At 65.6% G+C, this 25,116-nt stretch carries 20 protein-coding genes; 13 read left to right on the forward strand and 7 right to left on the reverse strand.

Going from position 1 to position 25,116, the window contains the following annotated elements; all coding sequences use genetic code 11:
- Position 1: 1 nt before the first annotated feature.
- The 5 genes from fadA (at position 2) to AC0MAZ_RS12220 (ending at position 5,180) form a co-directional block, all read left to right on the forward strand.
- Positions 2–1,177, forward strand: coding sequence for an acetyl-CoA C-acyltransferase FadA (fadA, locus tag AC0MAZ_RS12200; RefSeq protein WP_232856043.1), 1,176 nt, complete (start codon positions 2–4; stop codon positions 1,175–1,177).
- 78 nt (positions 1,178–1,255) lie between these two features.
- A complete protein-coding gene (locus AC0MAZ_RS12205) occupies positions 1,256–1,507 on the forward strand; it encodes a DUF1653 domain-containing protein (RefSeq protein WP_050704830.1) in 252 nt (83 codons plus the stop codon).
- A gap of 100 nt (positions 1,508–1,607) precedes the next feature.
- Entirely contained in the window at positions 1,608–4,217 is a 2,610-nt protein-coding gene (gene topA / locus AC0MAZ_RS12210; protein WP_475861229.1) for a type I DNA topoisomerase, read from the forward strand.
- A 156-nt stretch (positions 4,218–4,373) separates the two neighbouring features.
- On the forward strand, positions 4,374–4,895 hold the full coding sequence (locus AC0MAZ_RS12215) for a DUF6586 family protein (RefSeq protein ID WP_475861230.1): 522 nt from the start codon (positions 4,374–4,376) through the stop codon (positions 4,893–4,895).
- Positions 4,896–4,946: 51 nt separating this feature from the next.
- Complete coding sequence (locus AC0MAZ_RS12220) at positions 4,947–5,180, forward strand: hypothetical protein (protein ID WP_203647457.1); 234 nt, start codon at positions 4,947–4,949, stop codon at positions 5,178–5,180.
- Between the two features lie 51 nt (positions 5,181–5,231).
- Here AC0MAZ_RS12220 and sulA read toward each other — a convergent pair whose 3' ends face one another.
- Positions 5,232–5,708: an SOS-induced cell division inhibitor SulA gene (sulA, locus tag AC0MAZ_RS12225; RefSeq protein ID WP_203647456.1), complete on the reverse strand. Its 477-nt coding sequence runs from the start codon at positions 5,706–5,708 to the stop codon at positions 5,232–5,234.
- 13 nt (positions 5,709–5,721) lie between these two features.
- Positions 5,722–6,330 carry a transcriptional repressor LexA gene (gene lexA / locus AC0MAZ_RS12230; RefSeq protein ID WP_234561506.1) on the reverse strand — a complete coding sequence of 203 codons (609 nt, stop codon included), beginning with the start codon at positions 6,328–6,330 and terminating at the stop codon, positions 5,722–5,724.
- Between the two features lie 219 nt (positions 6,331–6,549).
- Between lexA and AC0MAZ_RS12235 the strand changes: the two genes are divergently transcribed.
- Both AC0MAZ_RS12235 and nagZ read left to right on the forward strand, forming a co-directional pair.
- Positions 6,550–7,254, forward strand: a complete 705-nt coding sequence (locus tag AC0MAZ_RS12235) for a TetR/AcrR family transcriptional regulator (RefSeq protein ID WP_203647455.1) — start codon at positions 6,550–6,552, stop codon at positions 7,252–7,254.
- 191 nt (positions 7,255–7,445) lie between these two features.
- Positions 7,446–8,444, forward strand: a complete 999-nt coding sequence (nagZ, locus tag AC0MAZ_RS12240) for a beta-N-acetylhexosaminidase (protein WP_475861416.1) — start codon at positions 7,446–7,448, stop codon at positions 8,442–8,444.
- A gap of 120 nt (positions 8,445–8,564) precedes the next feature.
- On the opposite strand, the gene AC0MAZ_RS12245 is transcribed toward nagZ, so the two are convergent.
- From AC0MAZ_RS12245 to mfd, 3 genes are read right to left on the reverse strand one after another with little or no spacing between them, the layout of a single operon-like run.
- Entirely contained in the window at positions 8,565–11,879 is a 3,315-nt protein-coding gene (locus tag AC0MAZ_RS12245; RefSeq protein ID WP_475861233.1) for a DEAD/DEAH box helicase, read from the reverse strand.
- 4 nt (positions 11,880–11,883) lie between these two features.
- Positions 11,884–12,444 carry a CsiV family protein gene (locus tag AC0MAZ_RS12250; RefSeq protein WP_203647454.1) on the reverse strand — a complete coding sequence of 187 codons (561 nt, stop codon included), beginning with the start codon at positions 12,442–12,444 and terminating at the stop codon, positions 11,884–11,886.
- Between the two features lie 9 nt (positions 12,445–12,453).
- Positions 12,454–15,903: a transcription-repair coupling factor gene (mfd, locus tag AC0MAZ_RS12255; protein WP_475861235.1), complete on the reverse strand. Its 3,450-nt coding sequence runs from the start codon at positions 15,901–15,903 to the stop codon at positions 12,454–12,456.
- Positions 15,904–16,070: 167 nt separating this feature from the next.
- On the opposite strand from mfd, the gene AC0MAZ_RS12260 reads away from it, so the two are divergent.
- From AC0MAZ_RS12260 to sthA, 3 genes are all read left to right on the forward strand, one after another.
- Positions 16,071–17,534, forward strand: a complete 1,464-nt coding sequence (locus AC0MAZ_RS12260; RefSeq protein WP_110738521.1) for a glyceraldehyde-3-phosphate dehydrogenase — start codon at positions 16,071–16,073, stop codon at positions 17,532–17,534.
- A gap of 222 nt (positions 17,535–17,756) precedes the next feature.
- Positions 17,757–18,755 carry an FAD:protein FMN transferase gene (locus AC0MAZ_RS12265; RefSeq protein ID WP_475861237.1) on the forward strand — a complete coding sequence of 333 codons (999 nt, stop codon included), beginning with the start codon at positions 17,757–17,759 and terminating at the stop codon, positions 18,753–18,755.
- Between the two features lie 203 nt (positions 18,756–18,958).
- Positions 18,959–20,353 carry a Si-specific NAD(P)(+) transhydrogenase gene (gene sthA, locus AC0MAZ_RS12270; RefSeq protein WP_023631920.1) on the forward strand — a complete coding sequence of 465 codons (1,395 nt, stop codon included), beginning with the start codon at positions 18,959–18,961 and terminating at the stop codon, positions 20,351–20,353.
- Between the two features lie 48 nt (positions 20,354–20,401).
- On the opposite strand, the gene AC0MAZ_RS12275 is transcribed toward sthA, so the two are convergent.
- Together AC0MAZ_RS12275 and AC0MAZ_RS12280 are read right to left on the reverse strand one after the other, a co-directional pair.
- Positions 20,402–21,118: a glycerophosphodiester phosphodiesterase gene (locus AC0MAZ_RS12275; RefSeq protein WP_475861239.1), complete on the reverse strand. Its 717-nt coding sequence runs from the start codon at positions 21,116–21,118 to the stop codon at positions 20,402–20,404.
- Positions 21,119–21,149: 31 nt separating this feature from the next.
- A complete protein-coding gene (locus tag AC0MAZ_RS12280; RefSeq protein WP_475861240.1) occupies positions 21,150–21,734 on the reverse strand; it encodes a PilZ domain-containing protein in 585 nt (194 codons plus the stop codon).
- A 93-nt stretch (positions 21,735–21,827) separates the two neighbouring features.
- Here AC0MAZ_RS12280 and AC0MAZ_RS12285 point away from each other — a divergent pair, with 93 nt between their 5' ends.
- From AC0MAZ_RS12285 to AC0MAZ_RS12295, 3 genes are all read left to right on the forward strand, one after another.
- Positions 21,828–23,078, forward strand: coding sequence for a lipoprotein-releasing ABC transporter permease subunit (locus tag AC0MAZ_RS12285; protein ID WP_186733461.1), 1,251 nt, complete (start codon positions 21,828–21,830; stop codon positions 23,076–23,078).
- A gap of 7 nt (positions 23,079–23,085) precedes the next feature.
- Complete coding sequence (lolD, locus tag AC0MAZ_RS12290; protein WP_475861242.1) at positions 23,086–23,769, forward strand: lipoprotein-releasing ABC transporter ATP-binding protein LolD; 684 nt, start codon at positions 23,086–23,088, stop codon at positions 23,767–23,769.
- Between the two features lie 61 nt (positions 23,770–23,830).
- Positions 23,831–25,075, forward strand: coding sequence for a lipoprotein-releasing ABC transporter permease subunit (locus AC0MAZ_RS12295; RefSeq protein WP_475861243.1), 1,245 nt, complete (start codon positions 23,831–23,833; stop codon positions 25,073–25,075).
- The last annotated feature ends 41 nt before the right edge of the window (positions 25,076–25,116 follow it).

Raw genomic sequence — 25,116 nt, forward strand, 5'->3', positions numbered from 1 at the left:
TATGAGCCTGAATCCAAGAGACGTGGTGATTGTCGACTTCGGTCGCACGCCGATGGGCCGTTCCAAGGGTGGCATGCACCGCAACACCCGTGCCGAGGACATGTCCGCGCACCTGATCAGCAAGCTGCTGGAGCGCAACGACAAGGTCGATCCGAAGGAAGTCGAGGACGTGATCTGGGGCTGCGTCAACCAGACCCTGGAGCAGGGCTGGAACATCGCCCGCATGGCCTCGCTGATGACCCAGATCCCGCACACCTCCGCCGCCCAGACCGTCAGCCGCCTGTGCGGTTCGTCCATGAGCGCGCTGCACACCGCCGCCCAGGCGATCATGACCGGCAACGGTGATGTGTTCGTCATCGGCGGTGTCGAGCACATGGGCCACGTCAGCATGATGCACGGTGTCGACCCGAACCCGCATATGTCGCTTCATGCGGCAAAAGCCTCGGGCATGATGGGCCTGACTGCCGAGATGCTGGGCAAGATGCACGGGATCACCCGTGAGCAGCAGGATGCCTTCGGCATGCGCTCGCATCAGCTCGCCCACAAGGCGACGCTCGAAGGCAAGTTCAAGGACGAAATCATCCCGATGCAGGGCTATGACGAAAACGGCTTCCTCAAAGTCTTCGACTACGATGAAACCATTCGCCCGGACACTACGCTGGAAAGCCTGGCGGCCCTCAAGCCAGCTTTCAATCCGAAAGGTGGTACGGTAACGGCGGGCACTTCGTCGCAGATCACCGATGGCGCATCGTGCATGATCGTCATGTCCGGGCAGCGTGCCATGGACCTGGGGATCCAGCCATTGGCGGTGATTCGCTCCATGGCGGTTGCTGGCGTAGACCCTGCAATCATGGGCTACGGCCCGGTCCCGTCGACGCAGAAAGCCCTCAAGCGCGCTGGTCTGACCATCGCCGACATCGACTTCTTCGAGCTCAACGAAGCTTTCGCCGCACAGGCCCTGCCGGTGCTGAAAGATCTGAAAGTGCTCGACAAGATGAATGAGAAGGTTAACCTGCACGGCGGCGCCATCGCCCTGGGCCACCCGTTCGGTTGCTCGGGGGCGCGGATTTCCGGCACCCTGCTCAACGTCATGAAGCAGAATGGCGGTACCCTGGGCGTCGCCACCATGTGTGTCGGCCTGGGCCAAGGCATCACCACTGTCTTCGAACGCGTCTGATCGCGTTGCGGGACAGCAGCCGGGGCCATGTGCCCCGGCTTTTGTTTTTTACAGGATTTGTTCAAGAGGGCGAGTGACATGCAGATACAACCTGGTGTGTACCGGCATTACAAAGGCCCTGAATACCGCGTGTTCAGCGCGGCGCGCCATTCCGAGAGCGAAGAGTGGATGGTCTTCTACCAGTGCCTGTATGGTGACTACAGCTTCTGGGTCAGGCCACTTTCGATGTTCCAGGAGTCCGTCGAGGTTGACGGCGAGCAGGTGCCACGCTTTGCTTTGGTCAAGGCCGAAGAGGGGCTGGGCGAGCGGCTTGGCAAGGCGCACGAGTGATCGACCACGCTTGACCTCACTCTTTTGCCACTATATATAGCGGTGCCGCGTCCGGCACCTGACGCGTTTTTCATCTTCAGATTCAGGAATACTCCGATCCATGGGCAAATCGCTGGTCATTGTGGAATCCCCGGCCAAGGCCAAGACCATCAACAAGTACCTGGGCAGCCAGTACGTGGTGAAGTCGAGTATCGGCCACATCCGTGACCTTCCCACCAGCGGTTCCGCCAGTGCGAGCAAGGAACCGGCGGCCAAGCGCGGCAAGGCCGCGGCCGAGGCTCCGGCCTTGTCGCCGAAGGAAAAGGCACGCCGCACCCTGGTCGCGCGCATGGGCGTCGACCCGGAAGCAGGCTGGAAGGCCAAGTACGAGATCCTTCCCGGCAAGGAGAAGGTGATCGAGGAGCTGCGCCGCCTGGCCAAGGATGCCGACACCATCTATCTCGCAACCGACTTGGATCGCGAGGGGGAAGCCATTGCCTGGCACCTGCGCGAAGCCATCGGTGGTGACGACAGCCGCTACAAGCGCGTGGTGTTCAACGAGATCACCAAAAAGGCTATCCAGGAAGCCTTCTCCCAGCCGGGCGAGCTCGATATCGACCGGGTCAACGCCCAGCAGGCGCGGCGCTTCCTCGACCGCGTGGTCGGCTACATGGTCTCGCCGCTGTTGTGGGCCAAGATCGCCCGTGGCCTGTCCGCCGGCCGCGTGCAGTCGGTGGCGGTGAAGCTGGTGGTCGAGCGTGAGCGCGAGATCCGCGCGTTCAACCCGGAAGAGTACTGGGAAGTCCACGCCGACCTGGGCACCGCCAAGAACGCCAAGGTGCGTTTCGAGGTGGCCCGCGAGAAGGGCGAGGCCTTCAAGCCGCTCAACGAAGCCCAGGCCATGGCCGCGTTGGAGAAGCTCAAGGCCTCCAGCTACAGCGTGAGCAAGCGCGAGGACCGGCCGACCAGCAGCAAGCCTTCGGCCCCGTTCATCACTTCCACCCTGCAGCAGGCCGCCAGCAACCGCCTGGGCTTCGGGGTGAAGAAGACCATGATGATGGCCCAGCGTCTGTACGAAGCCGGCTACATCACCTACATGCGTACCGACTCGACCAACCTGTCGACCGACGCCGTCGAGATGGCGCGCAGCTACATCGAGAAAGAATTCGGCAAGCAGTACCTGCCCGCCGCGCCGATCGTCTATGGCAGCAAGGAAGGCGCCCAGGAGGCGCACGAGGCGATTCGCCCGTCGGACGTGACAACCCATCCGACCAAGCTCAGCGGCATGGAGCGTGACGCCGAGCGCCTGTACGAGCTGATCTGGCGCCAGTTCCTGGCCTGCCAGATGCCGCCGGCGCAATACCTGTCCACCAGCGTCACCGTGGTGGCCGGCGAGTTCGAGCTGCGTGCCAAGGGCCGCATCCTCAAGTTCGACGGTTACACCCGTGTCCTGCCGCAGCAGAGCAAGCCGGGCGAAGACGACGTGCTGCCGGAAATGGCCCAGGGTGAGGCGCTCAAGCTGATCCAGCTCGACCCCAGCCAGCACTTCACCAAGCCGCCGGCGCGCTTCACCGAAGCCAGCCTGGTCAAGGAAATGGAAAAGCGCGGCATCGGCCGTCCGTCGACCTACGCGGCGATTATCTCGACCATCCAGGATCGCGGTTATGTAACGCTGCACAACCGCCGGTTCTACTCCGAGAAGATGGGCGACATCGTCACCGAGCGCCTGTCCGAGAGCTTCGCCAACCTGATGGACTACGGCTTCACCGCCGGCATGGAAGAAAACCTCGACGACGTGGCCCAGGGCGAGCGTGACTGGAAGAACGTCCTCGACGAGTTCTATGGCGATTTCAGCAAGAAGCTGCATACGGCCGAGTCCAGCGAGCACGGCATGCGCGCCAACCAGCCGACCCTGACCAACATCGCCTGCAAGGAGTGCGGCCGGCCGATGATGATCCGTACCGCTTCCACCGGCGTGTTCCTCGGCTGCTCGGGTTACAGCCTGCCGCCGAAGGAGCGCTGCAAGGCCACGGTCAACCTGGTGCCGGGCGACGAGATCGCCGCCGACGACGAGGGCGAATCCGAGTCGCTGGTGCTGCGCGGCAAGCACCGTTGCCCGATCTGCTCGACGGCGATGGACGCCTACCTGCTCGACGAGAAGCGCAAGCTGCACATCTGTGGCAACAACCCGGACTGCGCCGGCTACGAGATCGAGGAAGGCAGCTACCGCATCAAGGGCTACGAAGGCCCGAGCCTGGAATGCGACAAGTGCGGCAGCGAGATGCAGCTCAAGACTGGCCGTTTCGGCAAGTTCTTCGGTTGCACCAATGCCGCCTGCAAGAACACCCGCAAGCTGCTCAAGAGCGGCGAGGCGGCGCCGCCGAAGATGGACAAGGTGGACATGCCGGAGCTCAAGTGCGAGAAGGTCGACGACACCTACGTGCTGCGCGACGGTGCCTCGGGCCTGTTCCTGGCTGCCAGCCAGTTCCCGAAGAACCGCGAAACCCGTGCGCCGCTGGTGCTGGAGATCGTGCCGCACAAGCACGAGATCGATCCGAAGTACCACTTCCTCTGCGAAGCGCCGCAGAAGGACCCGGACGGTCGCCCGACGGTGATTCGCTACAGCCGCAAGACCAAGGAGCAGTACGTGCAATCCGAAGTCGACGGCAAGCCGACCGGCTGGAAGGCGTTCTACGACGGCAAGGCGTGGAAGGTCGAAGACAAGCGCTGATCTGAGTCTCAGGCTCATCGCGGGGCAAGCCCGCTCCCACGAAACTGTTGCGTGTTCGTGGGAGCGGGCTTGCCCCGCGATCGTTTGTGCTTGCGGTAAAGTCGGCCAATCCCGGAAACTGGGGTATCGCCTTGCAGCCTTCAGGAGTCAGTCGAAATGGCCCAGGAACTCTACACCCGCACCAACCAGAAGCTGTTCTTCGCCGGCCTTGCCCTGGAATCCATGGCCAAGGCCGCCGACAGCCAGGCCATGAACGCCCAGGGCTTGCTTCAGTCCGAGCGCGAATCGGCGCTGTTCCACCTGTATGGCGCGCTGCTGGGGCTGTGTCACGAGATCGCCGGCTTCTACCGTCTGCCCCAGGCCTCGGCGTCACGGGCCGAACTGCTGTTCAGTGACGAGGTGCTGCAGAGCGTGGCGATCCCGGAAATGGCCGAGCTACTTGAGCTGGCTCGCCAGCCGGAAACCTGGCTGGCGCGCCTGCTGGCCGCTTATGCCGATTTGTTCCGACCGCCGGTCGCGAAGAAAGCCGTGAAGGGCGACGTCACCCAGCCGCTGATCCAGGCCGTCAATCTGGACGAGCCCGAGCCGGCCGAGCTATCCCGGGAGGAGCTTGAAGCCTGGCGACAGAACCTGAAAAGCCTGGTGAGACGATTCCGCGAAGCGCTGAGTGAGTGCTGACCGCCGCCATGGCTGGTACACTGATGGTCTTTCGTGAAAAGCAGGCCCTTTATGTCAACGTCCTTTCTAGAAATTGTCGAGTTGCCTGATGGCCGGATCGAGCTGCGCCGTGCCGAGGATGAAGGCTCCCTGGTGACCTTGGATTTCTCCGAGGATGCCAAGGCATTCCTGCAAGGACAGCATGTGGAAGTGGCCAAGGCCATGCTCAGTGTCGGCGTGCAGATGGCCGGCCGCCTCGTCGAGGGTGAGCTTGAGCGTGAAGAAGGGCCGCGCGTCCTTCACTGAGGCAGGTTACAGGCTCAGGGTTTCAAGTGTTTGACAGGCAAAGCCTGAACATCAGCCGAGGCGGATGTTCAGGCTTTGTGCGTTTCCGCTGGCGGCGGCGCGCTGAAGCTGTTGCCGGGCGCTGCCGTTGAGGGTGCCCAGCCAGCTGACCACGGTATGGCTGTGGCCCAGGCGCAAGGCTTCGCAGGCCAGTTGCAGGGCAGTCTGTTTGCCACCAGGTTGCAGCAGCAGGATGCGTTCACGGTTCAGGCCGGCATCGCGCAGCCAGGCCTGGGTGAGGCTGCCCGGCGGGGCGATGAGCGTCAGCCAGCGGCTGTCGTCTTCTTCGCTGAGTTCGCGCAGGATCGGCGCCAGCAGGCTCTGGCAATGCCCGGGCGCGCCGCGCAGGGCCAGTTCGCTGAACAGCTCTGGCTGGCTGCTCTTGCGCGCCACCGGGGCGGGCTTGAGGCCTGGCAGCACCGGTTGGGCGAGAAAGGCCTCGAACAGCGGCAGCTGGGCTTGCTGGGGTGCATGGGTGAACGGCTGCATGACGCCTCCTGGTTCAGCGGCGCAGGACGCCGACGCTCAAGCCCTCGATCACCAGTTCCTGTTCCTTCAGGTCAACTTCGATGGGGGCGAATTCGGGGTTTTCGGCGAGCAGCCAGACCTTGCTGCCTTCGCGCTTGAAGCGCTTGACGGTCACTTCGTCGCCGATGCGGGCCACCACCACCTGGCCATTGCGGGCTTCGCGGGTGGTGTGCACGGCCAGTAGGTCGCCGTCGAAGATGCCGATGTCCTTCATGCTCATGCCGTGCACGCGCAGCAGATAGTCGGCACGGGGATGGAAGAAGGCCGGGTTGATGTTGCAGGATTCCTCGATGTGCTGCTCGGCGAGGATCGGCGCGCCGGCGGCGACCCGGCCGATGATGGGCAGGCCGCTGTCCTCGTGCTTTGGCTCAAGGCCGGGAATGCGGATGCCGCGGGAAGCGCCAGGAGTCATCTCGATGGCGCCCTTGCGGGCCAGGGCCTTCAGGTGTTCCTCGGCGGCGTTGGGCGACTTGAAGCCCAGCTCCTGGGCGATCTCGGCGCGGGTCGGCGGAAAGCCGTTGTCTTCGAGGCAGCGCTTGATGAAGGCCAGAATCTCGGCTTGGCGTGGCGTCAGTTTCAGCATGGGCGAGGGCTCTGTCTTTTTATACAGTGACTGGAATTATATACAGTGGCTCGCGGCCTGCAACCCACCCGGACCAAGAAAGATCGAAACGCCGACGCATCTTGTCGCTTGCAGCCTGACTCTTGGCGCTTTTAAATGGCGACCGACCGGTCACCCAGCCTTGACATCGGCAGGCCTGAAACGTATGTTTCAAACAACTGTTTGTCAGGCGGAGTAGTCATGGCCCAATCGGAAACCGTTGAACGCATCCTCGATGCGGCGGAGCAGCTGTTCGCGGAGCGTGGGTTCGCGGAAACCTCATTGCGGCTGATCACCAGCAAGGCCGGGGTCAACCTGGCGGCGGTGAACTACCATTTCGGTTCGAAGAAGGCCCTGATCCAGGCGGTGTTCTCGCGCTTCCTGGGGCCGTTCTGCGCAAGCCTGGAGCGCGAGCTGGAGCGCCGCCAGGCGCGTCCCGAGCAGAAGGCCTCGCTCGAGGAACTGCTGGAGATGCTGGTGGAGCAGGCCCTGGCCGTGCAGCCGCGCAGCAACAACGACCTGTCGATCTTCATGCGCCTGCTGGGCCTGGCTTTCAGCCAGAGCCAGGGGCACCTGCGGCGTTATCTGGAAGACATGTACGGCAAGGTGTTCCGCCGCTACATGCTGCTGGTCAACGAGGCCGCGCCACGCATCCCGCCGCTGGAGCTGTTCTGGCGCGTGCACTTCATGCTCGGCGCCGCGGCGTTCAGCATGTCGGGGATCAAGGCCCTGCGGGCCATCGCCGAGACCGATTTCGGCATCAACACCTCGATCGAGCAGGTCATGCGCCTGATGGTGCCGTTCCTGGCCGCCGGCATGCGCGCCGACAGCGGCGTCACCGACGAGGCCATGGCCACGGCGCAGCTGCGTCCGCGCAGCAAGTCCGCCACCCCCGCCAAGGCCTGAGTACTGGGCGGGGCAGGGCGCTTGCGCTAAGCTAGCGCGCATGCCTGACCTTGTCTCCCGCCGCATTTTCCGCCAGCACGGCCGCTTCGCCACTGAACCATCGGGCACTTCGTTGTCCGATGTTTGCGTGCGCCTGCGCCACGGCCAAGCGCCCCTGGACCTCCCATGAAGGATTCCCTATGACTGCCAGCCTGCAAGGCTCCCTGATGGTGGATATCGCCGGTAAATGGCTGACCGCCGAAGACCGCCATCTGCTGCGCCAGCCCGAAGTGGCCGGCCTGATCATCTTCGCCCGCAACATCGACAGCCCGCGCCAGGTGCGCGAGCTGTGCGCGTCGATCCGTGCCATCCGCCCCGAGCTGATCCTCGCCGTGGACCAGGAAGGCGGGCGGGTCCAGCGCCTGCGCCAGGGCTTCGTGCGCCTGCCGGCCATGCGTGCGATCGCCGACAACACCAATGCCGAGTACCTGGCCGAGCAGTGCGGCTGGCTGATGGCCACCGAGGTGCTGGCGGTGGGCCTGGACCTGAGCTTCGCCCCGGTGCTGGACCTCGATCACCAGCGCAGCGCCGTGGTCGGAAGCCGCGCCTTCGAAGGCAATCCGCAGCGTGCCACCGAACTGGCCGGCGCGTTCATTCGCGGCATGAACGCCGCGGGCATGGCCGCCTGCGGCAAGCATTTCCCCGGCCACGGCTGGGCCGAAGCCGACTCCCATGTGGCGATCCCGGTCGACGAACGCAGCCTCGAGCAGCTGCGCGCTACCGACCTGGTGCCGTTCACCCGCCTGAGCGGCCAGTTGGCGGCGGTGATGCCGGCCCATGTGATCTATCCGCAGGTCGACAACCAGCCGGCCGGCTTCTCCCGGCGCTGGCTGCAGGACATCCTGCGCGGCGAGCTGGGCTTCGACGGGGTGATCTTCAGCGACGACCTGTCCATGGCCGGCGCTCATGTGGTGGGTGACGCCGCCAGTCGTATCGAGGCGGCCCTGAGCGCCGGCTGCGACATGGGCCTGGTGTGCAACGACCGGGCGGCGGCTGAGCTGGCGCTGAGCGCGGCGCAACGGATGAAGGTCAAGCCGTCGCCACGCATCGCGCGGATGCGCGGGCAGGGTTTTGCGCGTACCGATTACCGCCAGCAGCCGCGTTGGCTGGAGGCGTTGGGGGCGTTGAAGGAAGCCCAGCTGGTCGACTGACCGCGTTGGCTTCTTCGCGGGTAAACCCGCTCCCACAGGTTCGGCGTCCTTCTCAAGGAATACGCCGTCCCTGTGGGAGCGGGTTTACCCGCGAAGAGGCCAGCACGGGAAAAGCCAGGCTTAACGCCCGCGCTTGCCCGGCAACGGTGCGAACAGCGCCTCGATCTCGTCATCGCCCAGCCGCCATTGCCCGGCCTGGCCGCCATCGAGCAGCCCGGCCGCCAGCGCCGCCTTCTCCTGCTGCAACTGCTGGATCTTCTCCTCCACCGTCCCCCGGGTGATCAGCTTGAACACGAACACCGGCTTGTCCTGGCCGATGCGGTAGGCGCGGTCGGTGGCCTGGTTCTCGCTGGCCGGGTTCCACCACGGGTCGTAGTGGATCACCGTGTCGGCGGCGGTCAGGTTCAGCCCGGTGCCACCGGCCTTGAGGCTGATCAGGAACACCTCGCTGTCGCCGTTCTGGAACTGTTGCACCGGCGCGCGGCGGTCGCGGGTGTCGCCGGTCAGCAGGCTGTAGCGGATGCCGCGCTTTTCCAGCTCGAACTCGATCAGTGCCAGCATCGAGGTGAACTGCGAGAACAGCAGCACCTTGCGCCCCTCGCTGAGCAGCTCCTCGAGCATCTCCAGCAGGCTGCCCAGCTTGCCCTTGTCGGCGAACGTGCCCTTGGCCTCGGTGCCCTTGACCAGGCGCAGGTCGCAGCATACCTGGCGCAGCTTGAGCAGGGCGTCGAGGATGACGATCTGGCTGCGGGCGGCGCCGTTGCGGGCGATTTCGTCGCGGACCTTCTTGTCCATCGCCACCCGCACCGCCTCGTAGGTGTCGCGCTGGGCGTCGCTGAGCTCGACCCAGTGGATCATCTCGGTCTTGGCCGGCAGCTCGGTGGCCACCTGCTCCTTGGTGCGGCGCAGCAGGAACGGGCGGATACGGCTGGCCAGGTGGCCCATGCGCTCGGCGTCGCCGTGGCGCTCGATCGGGGTGCGGTAGTCCTGGGTGAAGCGCTTGCTCTCGCCCAGCCAGCCGGGCATCAGGAAGTGGAAGATCGACCACAGTTCGCCGAGGTTGTTCTCCATCGGCGTGCCGGTCAGGCACAGCCGCTGGTTGGCCTGCAGCTCACGCACGGCCTGGGCGGCCTTGCTGGTGCTGCTCTTGATGTTCTGCGCCTCGTCCAGCACCAGCAGGTGCCAGGGCTGGACCTTGAGGTGTTCCAGGTCGCGGGGGACGAGGGCGTAGGTGGTCAGCACCAGGTCGTAGTCGGCCAGCTTGGCGAAGTGCTTGTTGCGCCCGGGGCCGTGCAGGGCCAGGACGCGCAGGTCGGGGGCGAAGCGGCGGGCCTCGTCGAGCCAGTTGGGCACCAGGCTGGTGGGCATCACCGCCAGCGCCGGGTGGGCCAGGCGCCCGGCTTCTTTCTCCAGCAGCAGGTGGGCCAGGGTCTGCAGGGTCTTGCCCAGGCCCATGTCGTCACCGAGGATGCCGCCGGTGCCCATTTCGCGCAGGGCCTGCAGCCAGTTCAGGCCTTGCTGCTGGTAGGGGCGCAGGGTGGCGTTCAGGCCCTTGGGCGGCGCCACCTGCAGGTCGCGGGCGTCGCGCAGGCGCCGGCCCAGGTCGCGCACATGACTCCCTCCCTCCCACTGCAACGGCAGGTGGTCGATGTCGTTCAGGCGCGCGGCGTCGGCGCGCTCCAGGCGCAGGCTCGGGCCGCTGGCGTCGTTGTGCAGGTACAGCTCGCCCAGGGTGCCCATCACTGCCTTGATCCGCCCGTAGGGCAGGGCGACCCGCAGCGCCGGGCTGTCGTGGCGGGCGCGGTTGAGGTCGATCAGCAGGTGTTCGTCGTCACTGCGCCGTGCCAGTTCGCTGGGGCGCAGCAGCTCGGGGCTGGCGCGCAGCAGTTGCAGGACGATGGGCAGCAGGCTGTGGCGCTGGCCATCGACGACGATGCCCAGCTCCAGGTCGAACCACTCATGGCCCGGCGCTTCGTCGATGGTGGCGTACCAGTCGTCGACCTCGTGCAGGTTGAAGGCGAAGTCGCGGTGCACATCGATGGCCCAGCCGGCCTCGCGCAGGCGCGGCAGGCCCTCGCGGGCGAAGCGCAGCCAGGCTTCGTCGTCGGGCAGCTGGTACATCTCGCCGGCGCTGTCGGGCAGGGCCTTGCTCTGGCGGGTGGCGGGCTTGAAGCCATGCTCGCGCAATGCCTTGCGCAGGGCCTGCTCGGCCTGGGGCTGGCGGCGGATGCGTTGGCTGGTGCTGCCCACCAGACGGCTCAGCGGCTTGTCGTCGCCGCCACTGGCGCGCAGGCCGTCGTAGTCGAACGCCAGTGCGGCGCGGTGCTGCATCTGCCGTTGCATGCGCCCGGTCTTGGGTGTGTAGGCGCTGAACTCGAGGCTGCCGAGGGTCAGGTGCGGGGTCGGCGCGATGTCGTCGAGCTGCTCCTGCTGCACGGTGGTGGGCGTCGGCAGGTGATGGTTGAGGGCGTTGAGCTTGTGGCTGAGGGGCACGATGAGGTGTTCCGGTACATCGGGAGCAAGGGACAGCTGCAGGGCAGTGTGCGGATCCAGGTCGTGGGAAACGCTGCCGACCTCATGGGTGTCGAGGTCGAAGTAGTACAGCGGCACCAGCGGCAGCACGCAATTGAGCGGTTCCTCGCCGTTGTACCACATGCCCCTGTAGTCGCCGTTGCCCAGGCGTACCCAGCGGAAGTCCGCCTGACGAGGCGCGCCCTGGGTCAGCAGGGGCAGGTCTTCGATGAACATCAGGCGCCCGGTGTCCAGCGCCCGCTGCAGCAACTCGCCGCCCTCGAGCCCCTTGAGCGCATAGCCGCGCTCGTGGCCGTAGGGCGCGGTCTGCGCCGAGAGCTGGCGAAGGATGCGCAGGTCCTCTTCCTTGACGAACTTCGGGGGCTCGTAGAGCAGTTCGTACAGCGACTGGATGCGGCTGTAGCGAATGCCGTGCTCTTCGCGGGTGCCCTTGCGCACACGCAATGCGCAACTGCTGTGGTCGTCGTTGAGCGCCAGCTGGTAGCAGACCATGCGGCCCCGTTTGTCTTCGGCGTCGCCCTGTCGGGATGTGGGCGGCTCCAGCCCCTGCAGCCAGTGCTGCAGGTGATGGGGCAACTGGTCGCCGTTGGCCGCGCCGTGTCCGTGGCTGTTGGCCAGGGTATAGAGCGCTGCGGCGCAGTGCTTGCAGTTGGTGCCCACCGGACAGGAGCAGTCGCCGCGCACATGGCATTGCCCGGAGGGGCCGGCAGTGATGATGATCCGCTGGCGGTAGATGTTGCCGCCGCTGCCGTGGCAGGTGGACTCGATGCGCGAGTCGCCGTGGGACTGGATCTGCACCAGGCCCTGTTCGGCGTAGCGTTCGCCACGTTGCAGGGTGGCCGCGGAAAAATCGCGCTTCCAGCTCGGATTCTCGGCTGCCAGCTTCTGCACATCGGCGTTCACGGTTTCACTGCTCCATCATTTCCGGATCCGGCAGCGGGATCTTGCGCATGCCGGCCGGCGAGACCTTGAGCAGCAGCGCCAGGTGCCCGCCATCGAGGAAGGTCAGCTGGCCGGCCTTCATGTTGCTGTTGCTCTGCTTGAACTGCTCGCTGCGCAGCACACTGCCGTTGGCGTCGAGCTGATTGACCCAGAGGCTGGCGTCGACGGCGATGAAGCGGCCTTCCTTGATGGTCAGGTTGCCTTCGATGGGGAAGTGGCCGAACTGCTCGTCACCGGCGCTCACGGCGACGGCATCGCCGTCCTGCTGCCAGGCCCTGTGCAGAAGCACGGTGTAGTCGGCGGTGGCCTGCAGGCGGGTGACTTCGTCACCCAGGCCGGTCGGGCGCTCGGCGCCTTTTTCCAGGCGTGGCGCGCCGGCGCTCCAGTCTTCCGGGGCGAATGGGCTGGTGATCGCCGGCACGGCGTTCTGCCGCACCAGGATCATTTCCACCTGGTAGGGTCCTGCGGCGAAGGCAGCCGGCGCGAGCAGGGCCAGCAGCAGGGTCAGGCAACGGATGGCACGCATGAAGCTTCCTTATGGATTCTGTGGAGTGAGGCGCTCGAACAGCGCTTCCAGGGTGTTGAAACGTTCTTCGGGGCGTTCCATCGGCACCAGGAAGCGGAACTGGGTCGCGCCTTCGAACTTGTAGCGTTTGGGCTGGCCCTGGATCAGCTTGATCAGGGTCAGCGGGTCGACCGGTGTCTCGGCCTCGAACTCGAGCTTGCCGCCGTTGGGGCCGGCGTCGACTTTCTTGATGCCGAGCTTTTCCGCCTGCAGCTTGAGCAGGGTCAGGCGCATCAGGTTCTTGGTCGGCTCCGGCAGCAGGCCGAAGCGGTCGATCATTTCCACCTGCAGGTCCTTGAGGCCCTCTTCGTCGGCCGCCGAGGCGATGCGCTTGTAGAGGATCAGGCGCGCATGCACGTCGGGCAGGTAGTCCTCGGGGATCAGCGCCGGCAGGCGCAGGTTGATCTCCGGGCCGCCGCCGAGCGGCTGCTCGAGGTTCGGCTGGGCGCCCTTGCGGATGGCCTTGACCGCGCGCTCGAGCATTTCCATGTACAGGGTGAAGCCGACCGCCTGGATCTGCCCGCTCTGGCCTTCGCCGAGCAGCTCGCCGGCACCACGGATCTCCAGGTCGTTGGTGGCCAGGACAAAGCCGGCGCCCAGGTCCTGGGTGTTGGCGATGGCCTCCAGGCGCTTTTCGGCATCGGCGCTGATCTGCTGGCGCGGTGGCGTCAGCAGGTAGGCGTAGGCCTGGTGGTGGCTACGGCCGACCCGGCCGCGCAGCTGGTGCAGCTGGGCCAGGCCGAACTTGTCGGCGCGCTCGATGACGATGGTGTTGGCGCTGGGCACGTCGATGCCGGTCTCGATGATGGTCGAGGCGATCAGCACGTTGAAGCGCTTGTGGTAGAAGTCGCTCATCACTTGTTCGAGTTCGCGCTCGCGCATCTGCCCGTGGCCGATGCCGATGCGCGCCTCGGGCACCAGTTCGGCCAGTTCCGCAGCGCACTTCTCGATGGTCTTGACGTCGTTGTGCAGGTAGTACACCTGGCCGCCGCGCAGCAGTTCGCGCAGCAGCGCTTCCTTGATCGTGCTCTTGTTCTGCTCCATGACGAAGGTGCGCACCGACAGGCGCCTGGCCGGCGGGGTGGCGATGATCGACAGGTCGCGCATGCCCGACACCGCCATGTTCAGCGTGCGCGGAATCGGCGTTGCGGTCAGGGTGAGGATGTCCACCTCGCTGCGCAGGGCCTTGAGCTGCTCTTTCTGGCGCACGCCGAAGCGGTGCTCCTCGTCGATGATGGCCAGGCCCAGGTCCTTGAAGCGCACATCGTCCTGCAGCAGCTTGTGGGTGCCGATGAGAATGTCGATCTTGCCCTCGGCCAGGTCCGCCGCGGCGCTGGCGACTTCCTTGGCCGACTTGAAGCGGCTCATCACCTCGACCTTCACCGGCCAGTCGGCAAAGCGGTCGCGGAAGCTGTTGTAGTGCTGCTGGGCGAGCAGGGTGGTGGGCACCAGCAATGCGACCTGGCGCCCGCCGTGCACGGCGATGAAGGCGGCGCGCATGGCCACCTCGGTCTTGCCGAAGCCGACGTCGCCGCAGACCAGGCGGTCCATCGGCTGGCCGGCGAGCATGTCGGTGCGTACCGCCTCGATGGCGGCCTGCTGGTCGGGGGTTTCCTCGAACGGGAAGCCGGCGCTGAAGGTGGCGTAGTCGGCGGCCGGGTCGGCGAAGGCGTAGCCTTTGCGCGCGGCGCGGCGGGCGTAGATGTCGAGCAATTCGGCGGCGACGTCGCGCACCTGTTCGGCAGCCTTGCGCTTGGCTTTCTGCCAGGCTTCGGAGCCCAGCCGGTGCAGCGGCGCCAGGGCGTCGTCGCTGCCGGTGTAGCGGGCGATCAGGTGCAGGTTGGCCACCGGCACGTAGAGCTTGGCGCCCTCGGCGTATTCGAGGGTGAGGAACTCGGCGGCCTGGCCGTCGATTTCCAGGGTTGCCAGGCCCAGGTAGCGGCCCACGCCGTGGTCGATGTGCACCACCGGGGCGCCTTCGCGCAGCTCGGTGAGGTTCTTGATCACCGCGTCGTTGGCCGCCTCGCCGCGTTTCTCGCGGCGCCGGCGCTGCATCACGCGCTGGCCGAACAGCGGGCTTTCGGCGACCAGGGCCAGGCTGGGGTCGTCCAGCAGCAGGCCGTCGTCCAGCGGCGCGATGGTGATCGCCAGGCGTTCGCCACCGCTGACGAAGTCGGCCCAGCCGTCGACGGTGTGGGGGCGCAGCTTCAGGCGTTCGAGCAGCTCCAGCAGCACTTCGCGCCGGCCCGCCGATTCCGCCGTGAACAGCACGCGGCCGGGGAACTGGTCGAGGAAGTTCGACAGCTCCGCCAGCGGCTGGTTGGCCTTGGCCTCGATCGCCAGGTTGGGCAGGGCGCGGGCCGGGAAGCGCTCGCGGCCAACGCCGGGCTCGACGTCGTCGGCACCGATCACCACCCGTGGCCATTGCTTGAGGCGGGCGAAGCAGTCCTCCACCGGCATGAACAGCTCCGCCGGCGGCAGCAGTGGCCGGCTGAGGTCGCCGCGGCGCTCTTCATAGCGCCCGCGCACGTCGTTCCAGAAGTGCTCGGCGGCCTGCTCCACGCCCGGCAGGGAGAACACCTGGGTGTCGGCCGGCAGGTAGTCGAACAGGGTGGCGGTCTCTTCGAAGAACAGCGGCAGGTAGTACTCGATACCGGCGGGAATGATGCCGCTGGTGAGGTCCTGGAAGATCGCGCTGCGGCGGAAGTCCACGTCGAAGCGTTCGCGGAAGCGCGCCTTGAAGCGCGTAACCTCGTCCTTCTGCATGGGGAACTCACGCGCCGGCAACAGGCGGATCGAGTCGACCTTGTCGATCGAGCGCTGCGACTCCGGGTCGAAGGTGCGCAGGGTCTCGATCTCGTCGTCGAACAGGTCGATGCGGTACGGCTGCTTGCTGCCCATGGGGAACAGGTCGATCAGCGCGCCGCGCACGGCGAACTCGCCATGCTCGTAGACCGTGTCGACGCAGCGGTAGCCGCTGGCTTCCAGGCGCGTGCGCATCTGCTCGACGTCGATCTTCTGGCCGACGTCCAGCACCAGGCTGCTGCCCAGCAGGAAGCGCGTGGGGGCCAGGCGGTGCAGGGCAGTGGTGATCGGCACGACGAGGATGCCGTGGTCCAGCTCCGGCAGCCGGTAGAGGCTGGCGATACGCTGGGAGATGATGTCCTGGTGCGGCGAGAACAGGTCGTAGGGCAGGGTTTCCCAATCGGGGAACGGCAGCACCGGCAGCGCCGGCGCGAAGAAGCGCAGCTCCTGCTCGAGGCGGTCGGCCGCCTGGCTGTCGGCGGTCAGCAGCAAGGTGAAGCGACCGGCGGTACTGGCCGCCTCGGCGATGGCCAGGCTCAAGGCGGCGCCGGGCAGGTTGCCCCAGGTTTGTTTGCCGGCCGTGGCCGACATTTGCGGTAGGCGCAGAACTGACACGGGAGATCGGACTCCAAGCGTTGCGGCAAAGAGGTCGATTGTACCGGTGACGGGGCTCGCTGTCAGGCTCGCGAGGGCATGACGACGGGGTCTGGCGTCGGCGACAGGCGCTCATTGCCCGATACGCCGAGGGGCGTCATAATGTAGCCCCTTTTTTGTTCCCCTACATGTGGAAGGTTACCGTGACTCAGAAGCCCGACCAGTGTCTTGGTGAGTGGATCGATCGTGAAGCCCTGGCTGAAGCGATGATCCCGCTTATCGGTCAGCTCTACCGCAACAACAACGTGGTGAGCTCGATCTATGGCCGCAGCCTGATCAACCGTTCGGTTATCTCGATCCTCAAAGCCCACCGCTTTGCCCGTCACCGTCAGACCGACGAGACCGAGCTGTCCGTCCACGAGACGTTCCCCCTGCTCAAGGCCATGAGCGAGCTGAAGCTGGGCGCCGCCTCGGTGGACCTGGGCAAGCTGGCCAACAAGTTCAAGGTCGAAGGCAACGGCCGCAGCGCCGAGCAGTTCGTCCGTGACGAACTGGCCGACGTCGTGGGTCAGCAGAACGCTTCCGCACGCAAGGGCACCGACGTCGTCCTGTACGGTTTCGGCCGTATCGGCCGCCTGCTGGCGCGCATCCTCATCGAGAAGACCGGTGGCGGCGACGGCCTGCGCCTGCGCGCCATCGTCGTGCGCAAGGGCGCCGAGAACGACCTGGTCAAGCGCGCCAGCCTGCTGCGCCGCGACTCGGTGCACGGTCCGTTCGACGGCACCATCGTCATCGATGAAGCCAACAACACCATCACCGCCAATGGCAACCTGATCCAGGTGATCTACGCCAAGAGCCCGAGCGAAGTCGACTACACCCAGTACGGCATCCACGATGCGCTGATCGTCGACAACACCGGCGTATGGCGTGACGCCGACGGCCTCGGCCAGCACCTGGCCTGCCCGGGCGCCGCCCGCGTGATCCTCACCGCACCTGGCAAGGGCGCGCTGAAGAACATCGTGCACGGCATCAACCACGGCGACATCAGCGCCGACGACAAGATCATCTCGGCGGCGTCCTGCACCACCAACGCCATCGTGCCGGTGCTCAAGGCCATCAACGACCAGTACGGCATCGTCAACGGCCACGTCGAAACCGTTCACTCGTTCACCAACGACCAGAACCTGATCGACAACTTCCACAAGGGCAGCCGTCGTGGCCGCGCCGCGCCGCTGAACATGGTCATCACCGAGACCGGTGCCGCCACCGCAGCCGCCAAGGCACTGCCAGTGCTCAAGGGCAAGCTGACCGGCAACGCCATTCGTGTGCCGACGCCGAACGTGTCGATGGCCATTCTCAACCTGAACCTCGAGAAGGCCACCAACCGCGAAGAGCTGAACGAGTACCTGCGCCAGACCGCCATGCACTCGGAGCTGCACAAGCAGATCGACTACGTCAGCTCCCAGGAAGTGGTATCGACCGACTTCGTTGGTTCGCGCCACGCCGGTGTGGTCGACGCCGAGGCGACCATCTGCAACGACAACCGCGTTGTCCTGTACGTGTGGTACGACAACGAGTTCGGTTACAGCTGCCAGGTGGTACGCGTGATGGAAGACATGGCCGGTGTGAACCCGCCAGCGTTTCCACGCTGATCCGCTTGTAATGCGTTGAGAAAACGGGAACCTTCGGGTTCCCGTTTTTTTTGCTCCCCGCATCAGCGCGGTCTCTTTGTAGGAGCGGCCTTGTGCCGCGAAAGGGCTGCGTAGCAGCCCCGGCAATTGTGGCAGTGACGCTGAAAACCTGGGGCCGCCTTGCGGCCCTTTCGCGGCACAAGGCCGCTCCTGCAAAGAGACCGGTCAACCGAGAGATCCATATTGCGCACAGTTCTTCTGTTCTGCCTGTTGTTGCTGTCAGCCTGCAATCAAGGCCCCACCCTCGAGCGCTTCGGCGGCCCGACCATGGGCAGCAGCTACAGCATCCAGTACGTGCGCCAACCCGACGGCCCGGCGCCCGAGCAGGTCCAGGCCGAGGTCGAGGCCATCCTCCAGGCCATCGACGCCCGCTACTCCACCTACCGCGGCGACTCCACCGTCAGCCGTTTCAACCAGCTTGCGGCCAACCAGTGCCTGCCCATCGACGCCGACCTGTTCGAGCTGGCCAGCTTCGGCCAGCACTTGGCCGAGCAGAGCCAAGGCGCCTTCGATCTCACCGTCGAGCCGCTGCTCGACCTCTGGGGCTTCGGCCCCCAGGCCCGCGAGATGCAGGTGCCCGACCCGCAGACGCTGGCCCGAGCGCGTGAGCGCGTGGGCTACCGGCACCTGCGCATCGAGGGTGACGCCCTGTGCAAGGACGCTCCCATCGAGCTGGATTTCAACAGTATCGCCGCCGGCCACGCCGTCGACCTGATCGCCAAGCGCCTGCGCGCCATGGGCATCGAGGCGTTTCTCGCCGAAGCCACTGGCGAGCTCAAGGCCGTGGGCCGCAAACCCGATGGCAGTGCCTGGCGGGTGGCCCTGGAGCTGCCGCGCGAGGACCGCCAGATCGCCCGCCAGGTCATCGGCGTGGAGGACATGGCCGTGTCGACCTCGGGTGACTATCGGCATTATTTCGAGGACAATGGCCGGCGCTATTCGCACACCTTCGATGCCCGTCTCGGGCGTCCGGTCGAGCACGACCTGGCGGCGGTGACGGTGCTCGACGCCTCGGCGCTGCAGGCCGACGGCTACTCGACCCTGCTGCTGATCCTCGGGCCGCAGCAAGGCTGGGATTTCGCCATCGCCCACGGCATCGCCGCGGTGATGGTGACCAGAGTCGAGGGTGGTTTCGTCTCCCGTTCCACGCCGGCCTTCGAGCGGGTGGTGAAAGGCGAGTGAAAGGCAAGCCACGGATGATCAATGCCAGGGAAACGGTGAAACGACATGTAGTGCAGGCAATAATGGCCTACGACGCGACCAAGGGTTAATGTGCGCGGCGTTCACGCTTGATTAGACTGCACCCGAATTTTCTCATGGCGCCCCGGCGACATGATCGCGCCCCGCGGCCATCCGGCCGGCGGGCCAGTTCTGAAGGAGTACGCATGGCTGTCTACAACTACGACGTAGTGGTGCTGGGTTCCGGCCCGGCCGGAGAAGGCGCGGCAATGAACGCCGCCAAAGCAGGGCGCAAGGTGGCCATGGTCGACAGCCGTCGCCAGGTCGGCGGCAACTGCACCCACCTGGGCACCATCCCGTCCAAGGCGCTGCGTCACTCCGTGCGGCAGATCATGCAGTTCAACACCAACCCGATGTTCCGTGCCATCGGCGAGCCGCGCTGGTTCTCCTTCCCCGACGTGCTCAAGAGCGCCGAGAAGGTCATCAGCAAGCAGGTCGCCTCGCGCACCGGCTACTACGCGCGCAACCGCGTCGATGTGTTCGTCGGCACCGGCAGCTTCGCCGACGAGCAGACCGTCGAAGTGGTCTGCCCCAACGGCGTGGTCGAGAAGCTCAACGCCAAGCACATCATCATCGCCACCGGCTCGCGCCCGTACCGTCCGGCCGACATCGACTTCCACCACCCGCGCGTCTACGACAGCGACACCATCCTCAGCCTGAGCCACACCCCGCGCAAGCTGATCGTCTACGGCGCCGGGGTGATCGGTTGCGAATACGCCTCGATCTTCAGCGGCCTGGGCGTGCTGGTCGAACTGGTCGACAACCGTGGCCAGCTGCTGAGCTTCCTTGACTCGGAAATCTCCCAGGCGCTGAGCTACCACTTCAGCAACAACAACATCACCGTGCGCCACAACGAGGAATACGACCGCGTCGAAGGCCTGGACAACGGGGTGATCCTGCACCTGAAGTCGGGCAAGAAGATCAAGGCCGACGCATTGCTGTGGTGCAACGGCCGTACCGGCAACACCGACAAGCTGGGCCTGGAGAACATCGGCATCAAGGTCAACAGCCGTGGCCAGATCGAGGTCGACGAGACCTACCGCACCAGCGTGCCGAACATCTACGGCGCCGGTGACGTGATCGGCTGGCCGAGCCTGGCCAGCGCCGCCCACGACCAGGGCCGCTCGGCCGCCGGCAGCATCGTCGACAACGGCAGCTGGCGCTTCGTCAACGACGTGCCGACCGGCATCTACACCATTCCGGAGATCAGCTCGATCGGCAAGAACGAGCAGGAACTGACCCAGGCCAAGGTGCCCTACGAAGTGGGCAAGGCCTTCTTCAAGAGCATGGCCCGCGCACAGATCGCCGGCGAGCCGCAAGGCATGCTGAAGATCCTGTTCCACCGCGAGACCCTGGAAGTCCTCGGCGTGCACTGCTTCGGCTACCAGGCCTCGGAGATCGTCCACATCGGCCAGGCGGTGATGAACCAGCCGGGCGAGCAGAACAACCTGAAGTACTTCGTCAACACCACCTTCAACTACCCGACCATGGCCGAGGCCTATCGGGTAGCTGCCTATGATGGTCTGAACCGGCTTTTTTGAGCGGCTCCGACCGGTGGCCTGAGCCGGTCGGGGAGACCGATTTCAGCCCTACCCGAGGGTGGTCCTGGCCAAACCGGGAAAGTCTGTAATCAGGCTGTCCACGCCAAAGTCGGCGAGCCGGCGCATCAGCGCCGGTTCGTTGACCGTCCATACCGACACGTGCAGACCCTGGCGCTGCGCCTTGATCAGGCGCTCTGGGGTGCACAGCGTCCAGTTCAGCGCCAGCATCTCGCAGTCGTAGTTCTGCGCGACCTTCAGCGGGTCGAGCCAGGCGTACTCGGCAACCAGTCCGCGCTTGATGTCGGGCACCAGTTCCAGGGCGGCGCCCAGCACTTCTCGTGAGCTCGAGGTGATGGTCACCTTGTCCAGCAGGCCATGCTGCTGGGCCAGTTCGCGGATCGCCAGCACGGTGCTGGCGGCGCGGGTGCGCGAGGCGCTCTTGACCTCCAGCTGCCAGTGTTCGAACGAGCACTTCTCGAACAGTTCCTCGAGGCGCGGGATAGGGCAGGGCTGCACATGGCCCGGGCCGCCCTTGCGTGCGTCGTAGGTGACCAGGTCGGCCGCGGTGTGCTCGACCACCTTGCCGCGCCTGCCGGTGGTGCGCTTGAGGGTCGGGTCGTGGATCACCATCAGCTCGTTGTCGGCCGACAGGTGCAGGTCGAGTTCGCAGCGGTCCACGCCATGGGACAGGCACTGGCGAAAGCTCTGCAGGGTATTCTCGGGCGCTTCGCCCTTGGCGCCGCGGTGGCCATAGATCAAGGTCACGTTCGTTCCTTCAAATCAGAGAAAAAGGGCTTCAGGAAGCGGGGTCGTTCTGTTCCAGCGCCTGGCGGCGTTGCTGTTGCTGGCGCTGCAGGATGTAGCGGGCCAGCAGCTGGCGCTGGGCGTCGGTCATGTCGATGAACTCGGTGCCTACCTCGTAGTTGCCATCCGGGCGCGGGTCGCAGTGGGTGACCCGGCCACGCAGCAACAGGCCATGGGCGCGGGGCATCAGCACCATCTTTACCTTGACCCGGGTGCCCGGGGCGATCTTCTGCGCCTGGGCGAACTCGATGCCGCCTTCGGAGATGATCACCGGTTGCGGCTGGCCGATCTCGCCGATCAGGCTCTGGGCGACCACCGCGCTGAGCAGGTCGAGGCGTTTGTTCTGGGCGCGCAGGAAGGCGGCCAGGGTACGGTCCTTCTCGCTCAACTGGCGCAGCAGGTGCTGTGATTCGAAGTCCGAAAGGTGCAGCTCGCTGAGCAGGTTGAACAGCTCTGAATCATCCTGCAACAGTTCTGTCTCAAGGGCTTCGGCCGCGCTGAGGGGGTTGATTTGAAGTGCGATCCGATCTTCGATGCGGTAGTATTCGCGGCGATCTTCTTCGTCTAATGTCGTCATGGCGAACCCAAGGTTACGGCGGTGGTCCGAGTGTAAAGCCGCCGCAGGCGCCTCGCCACAAGGACGTTCCCTTTCATCCGAACAAGCCCCGACATGTTCAGACCTCTATTCGTATTCATTGGTACGCGCTACACCCGTGCCAAGCGCCGCAATCACTTTGTCTCGTTCATTTCGCTCACCTCGATGATCGGCCTCGCCCTGGGCGTGGTGGTGATGATCGTGGTGCTCTCGGTGATGAACGGGTTCGACCACGAGATGCGTACCCGTGTGCTGGGGATGATCCCCCACGCCACGCTGGAGACCGGCCAGCCGATCGACGACTGGCAGGCCCTCGCTTCTAAAGTAAAGCAGAATCCGCAGGTGCTGGCGGTCGCGCCGTTCACCCAGATGCAGGGCCTGCTGACCCATGAAGGCAAGGTGCAGAAGGTGCTGCTCAACGGCATCGACCCGGCCCGCGAGCGCGAGGTGTCGATCATCGACAAGTTCGTCCTCGACGGCAGCCTCGACAAGCTGGCGCCGGGCGAGTGGGGCATCATGATCGGCGACAAGGCCGCGCAGAAGCTGGGCGTGGGCATCGGCGACAAGCTGACCTTCGTCGCCCCCGAGGTCAGCGTCACCCCGGCGGGGATGTTCCCGCGCATGAAGCGCTTCACCGTGGTCGGCACCTTCCATGTCGGCGCCGGCGAGATCGACGGCTACCTGGGCCTGACCAACATAGCCGACCTGTCGCGCCTGCACCGCTGGAAGGCCGACCAGGTCCAGGGCGTGCGCCTGAAGTTCGACGACCTGTTCCAGGCCCCGCGGGCCGCCTGGGCCATCGCCCAGCAGCTGGGCGAGCAGGAGTTCTATCCGCGTGACTGGACCCGCACCCACGGCAACCTGTACCAGGCGATCCGCATGGAGAAATCCATGATCGGCCTGCTGCTGTTGCTGATCGTCGCGGTGGCGGCGTTCAACATCATTTCCACCTTGGTGATGGTGGTCAACGACAAGCGCGGCGACATCGCCATCCTGCGCACCCTGGGCGCCACGCCCGGGCAGATCATGGCCATCTTCATGGTCCAGGGCACGGTGATCGGCGTGGTCGGCACGCTGATCGGCGCGGTGCTGGGCATCCTCGGCGCGCTCAACGTGAGCGCGGCCATCGCCGGCATCGAGACCCTGATCGGGCACAAGTTCCTCAATGCCGACGTGTACTTCATCGATTACCTGCCATCGCAGATCCAGGCCCAGGACGTGTACATGGTCTGTGGCGCGGCGCTGGTCCTGAGTTTCTTCGCCACCCTGTATCCGGCCTGGCGCGCCTCGCGCACCCAGCCGGCAGAGGCGCTACGTTATGAGTGAGTCGCGCATGAGTGATAAAGCCGTGTTGAGCTGCCGCAACCTGGGCAAGAGCTACGAGGAAGGCCCGGAGTCGGTTCAGGTCCTGTCGGGGTTGAACCTCGAGCTGCACCCGGGCGAGCGGGTGGCCATCGTCGGCAGCTCGGGCTCGGGCAAGAGTACCTTGCTCAACCTGCTCGGCGGCCTCGACACGCCGACCCAGGGCAGCGTCTGGCTGGCCGGCGAGGAGCTGTCGGCGCTGGGCGAGCGGGCCCGTGGCCTGCTGCGCAACCGCGCCCTGGGCTTCGTCTACCAGTTCCACCACCTGCTGGCGGAGTTCACCGCCCTGGAAAACGCCTGCATGCCGCTGCTGATCGGCAAGACGCCGATCGCCGAGGCCCGCGAGCGTGCCGAGGCGCTGCTCAAGCGCGTCGGCCTGGGGCACCGGTTGAATCACAAGCCGGCCGAGCTGTCCGGTGGCGAGCGCCAGCGCGTGGCGATCGCCCGTGCCCTGGTCAACCGCCCGGGCCTGGTGATGCTCGACGAGCCCACCGGCAACCTCGACCACCACACGGCCATGGGTATCCAGGAGCTGATGCAAGAGCTGTCCACGCATTCGCAGACCGCCTTCCTGGTGGTGACCCACGACCTCAACCTGGCGCGCCAGATGGACCGCGTGCTGAGCCTGGAAGACGGGCGCCTGGTGGCGATCTGAATCGCCTGCGCGGGGCGCCCCCAGGCGTCCCGGTTCACACTTAGATTGGGTATCCCTGTTCATGTTCAGACCCTTGTCCTTGTTCATCGGTGCTCGCTACACCCGTGCCAAGCGTCGCAACCACTTCATCTCGTTCATTTCCATGACCTCGATGATCGGGCTGTCGCTTGGCGTGCTGGCGATGATCACGGTGCTGTCGGTGATGAACGGTTTCCAGCGCGAGATGAGTTCGCGCGTGCTGGGCCTGGTGCCCCATGCCGCGATCCTTGGCGCGCAACCGCTGGATGACTGGCGCAAGGTCGCCAGCGCCGCAGAAGGCAATCCGGCGGTGATGGCCGCGGCGCCGATCACCGAAATGGAAGGCATGCTCTCGTACAAGGGGGCGATGCAGCCGATCCAGGTCGCCGGCATCGACCCGGCCGAAGAGGGCAACGTCTCCATCGTCACCCAGCATATTGTCCAGGGCAGCCTGCAGGCGCTGGTGCCCGGTGAGTACGGCGTGGTGATCGGTGAATTGACCGCCCGGCGTTTTCGCCTGAACACCGGCGACAAGCTGACCCTGATCGTTCCGGAAATCAGCAAGGAGCCAGGCGGCATCACCCCGCGCATGCAGCGCCTGACTGTGGTCGGCATCTTCAAGGTCGGCGCCGAGCTGGATGGCTCCCAGGCCTATATCCATGTCGCCGACGCCGGCGAGATGCAGCGCTGGGCGCCGGGCCAGGTGCAGGGCGTGCGCCTGAAACTGCACGACCTGTACGCCGCGCCGCAGGTATCCAAGGCCATCGCCGCCGGGTTGGGCGACGGCTACCGTGCCGATGACTGGTCGCACACCCAGGGCAGCCTGTTCAGCGCCATGAAGATGGAAAAGACCATGATCGGCCTGCTGCTGATGATGATCATTGCCGTGGCCGCGTTCAACATCATCGCCACCCTGGTGATGGTGGTGAACGACAAGGGCGCGGATATCGCCATCCTGCGCACCATCGGCGCGACGCCGGCGCAGATCATGGGCACCTTCATGGTCCAGGGCAGTCTGATCGGCATCGTCGGCACGCTGATCGGCGGCGTGCTCGGGGTGATCCTGGCGCTGAATGTCAGTGCGGTGGTCGGCTGGGTCGAGCGGGTCAGCGGGCAGCACATCTTCACCTCCGACATCTACTTCATCAGCAGCCTGCCGTCGGAACTGCAGTGGGGCGACGTGGCGATCATCTGCGTGGCCGGGCTGGTGATGAGCTTCCTGGCGACCATCTACCCTGCGTACCGCGCCTCGCAGATCGAACCGGCGATGGCGTTGCGCTACGAGTAAGACATGGCAATACCGGGGGCGCTTTGCGCCCCTTTCGCCGG

Source organism: Pseudomonas sp. A (assembly GCF_056270345.1).

Coding starts and splice junctions, on each gene's coding strand:
- sthA (WP_023631920.1), top strand. CDS start 18,959: ATGGCTGTCTACAACTACGACGTAGTGGTGCTGGGTTCCGGCCCGGCC.
- AC0MAZ_RS12295 (WP_475861243.1), top strand. CDS start 23,831: ATGTTCAGACCCTTGTCCTTGTTCATCGGTGCTCGCTACACCCGTGCC.
- topA (WP_475861229.1), top strand. CDS start 1,608: ATGGGCAAATCGCTGGTCATTGTGGAATCCCCGGCCAAGGCCAAGACC.
- lolD (WP_475861242.1), top strand. CDS start 23,086: ATGAGTGATAAAGCCGTGTTGAGCTGCCGCAACCTGGGCAAGAGCTAC.
- AC0MAZ_RS12205 (WP_050704830.1), top strand. CDS start 1,256: ATGCAGATACAACCTGGTGTGTACCGGCATTACAAAGGCCCTGAATAC.
- AC0MAZ_RS12235 (WP_203647455.1), top strand. CDS start 6,550: ATGGCCCAATCGGAAACCGTTGAACGCATCCTCGATGCGGCGGAGCAG.
- AC0MAZ_RS12250 (WP_203647454.1), bottom strand. CDS start 12,444: ATGCGTGCCATCCGTTGCCTGACCCTGCTGCTGGCCCTGCTCGCGCCG.
- AC0MAZ_RS12215 (WP_475861230.1), top strand. CDS start 4,374: ATGGCCCAGGAACTCTACACCCGCACCAACCAGAAGCTGTTCTTCGCC.
- fadA (WP_232856043.1), top strand. CDS start 2: ATGAGCCTGAATCCAAGAGACGTGGTGATTGTCGACTTCGGTCGCACG.
- AC0MAZ_RS12220 (WP_203647457.1), top strand. CDS start 4,947: ATGTCAACGTCCTTTCTAGAAATTGTCGAGTTGCCTGATGGCCGGATC.
- AC0MAZ_RS12285 (WP_186733461.1), top strand. CDS start 21,828: ATGTTCAGACCTCTATTCGTATTCATTGGTACGCGCTACACCCGTGCC.
- lexA (WP_234561506.1), bottom strand. CDS start 6,330: ATGCTGAAACTGACGCCACGCCAAGCCGAGATTCTGGCCTTCATCAAG.
- AC0MAZ_RS12260 (WP_110738521.1), top strand. CDS start 16,071: ATGTGGAAGGTTACCGTGACTCAGAAGCCCGACCAGTGTCTTGGTGAG.
- AC0MAZ_RS12280 (WP_475861240.1), bottom strand. CDS start 21,734: ATGACGACATTAGACGAAGAAGATCGCCGCGAATACTACCGCATCGAA.
- sulA (WP_203647456.1), bottom strand. CDS start 5,708: ATGCAGCCGTTCACCCATGCACCCCAGCAAGCCCAGCTGCCGCTGTTC.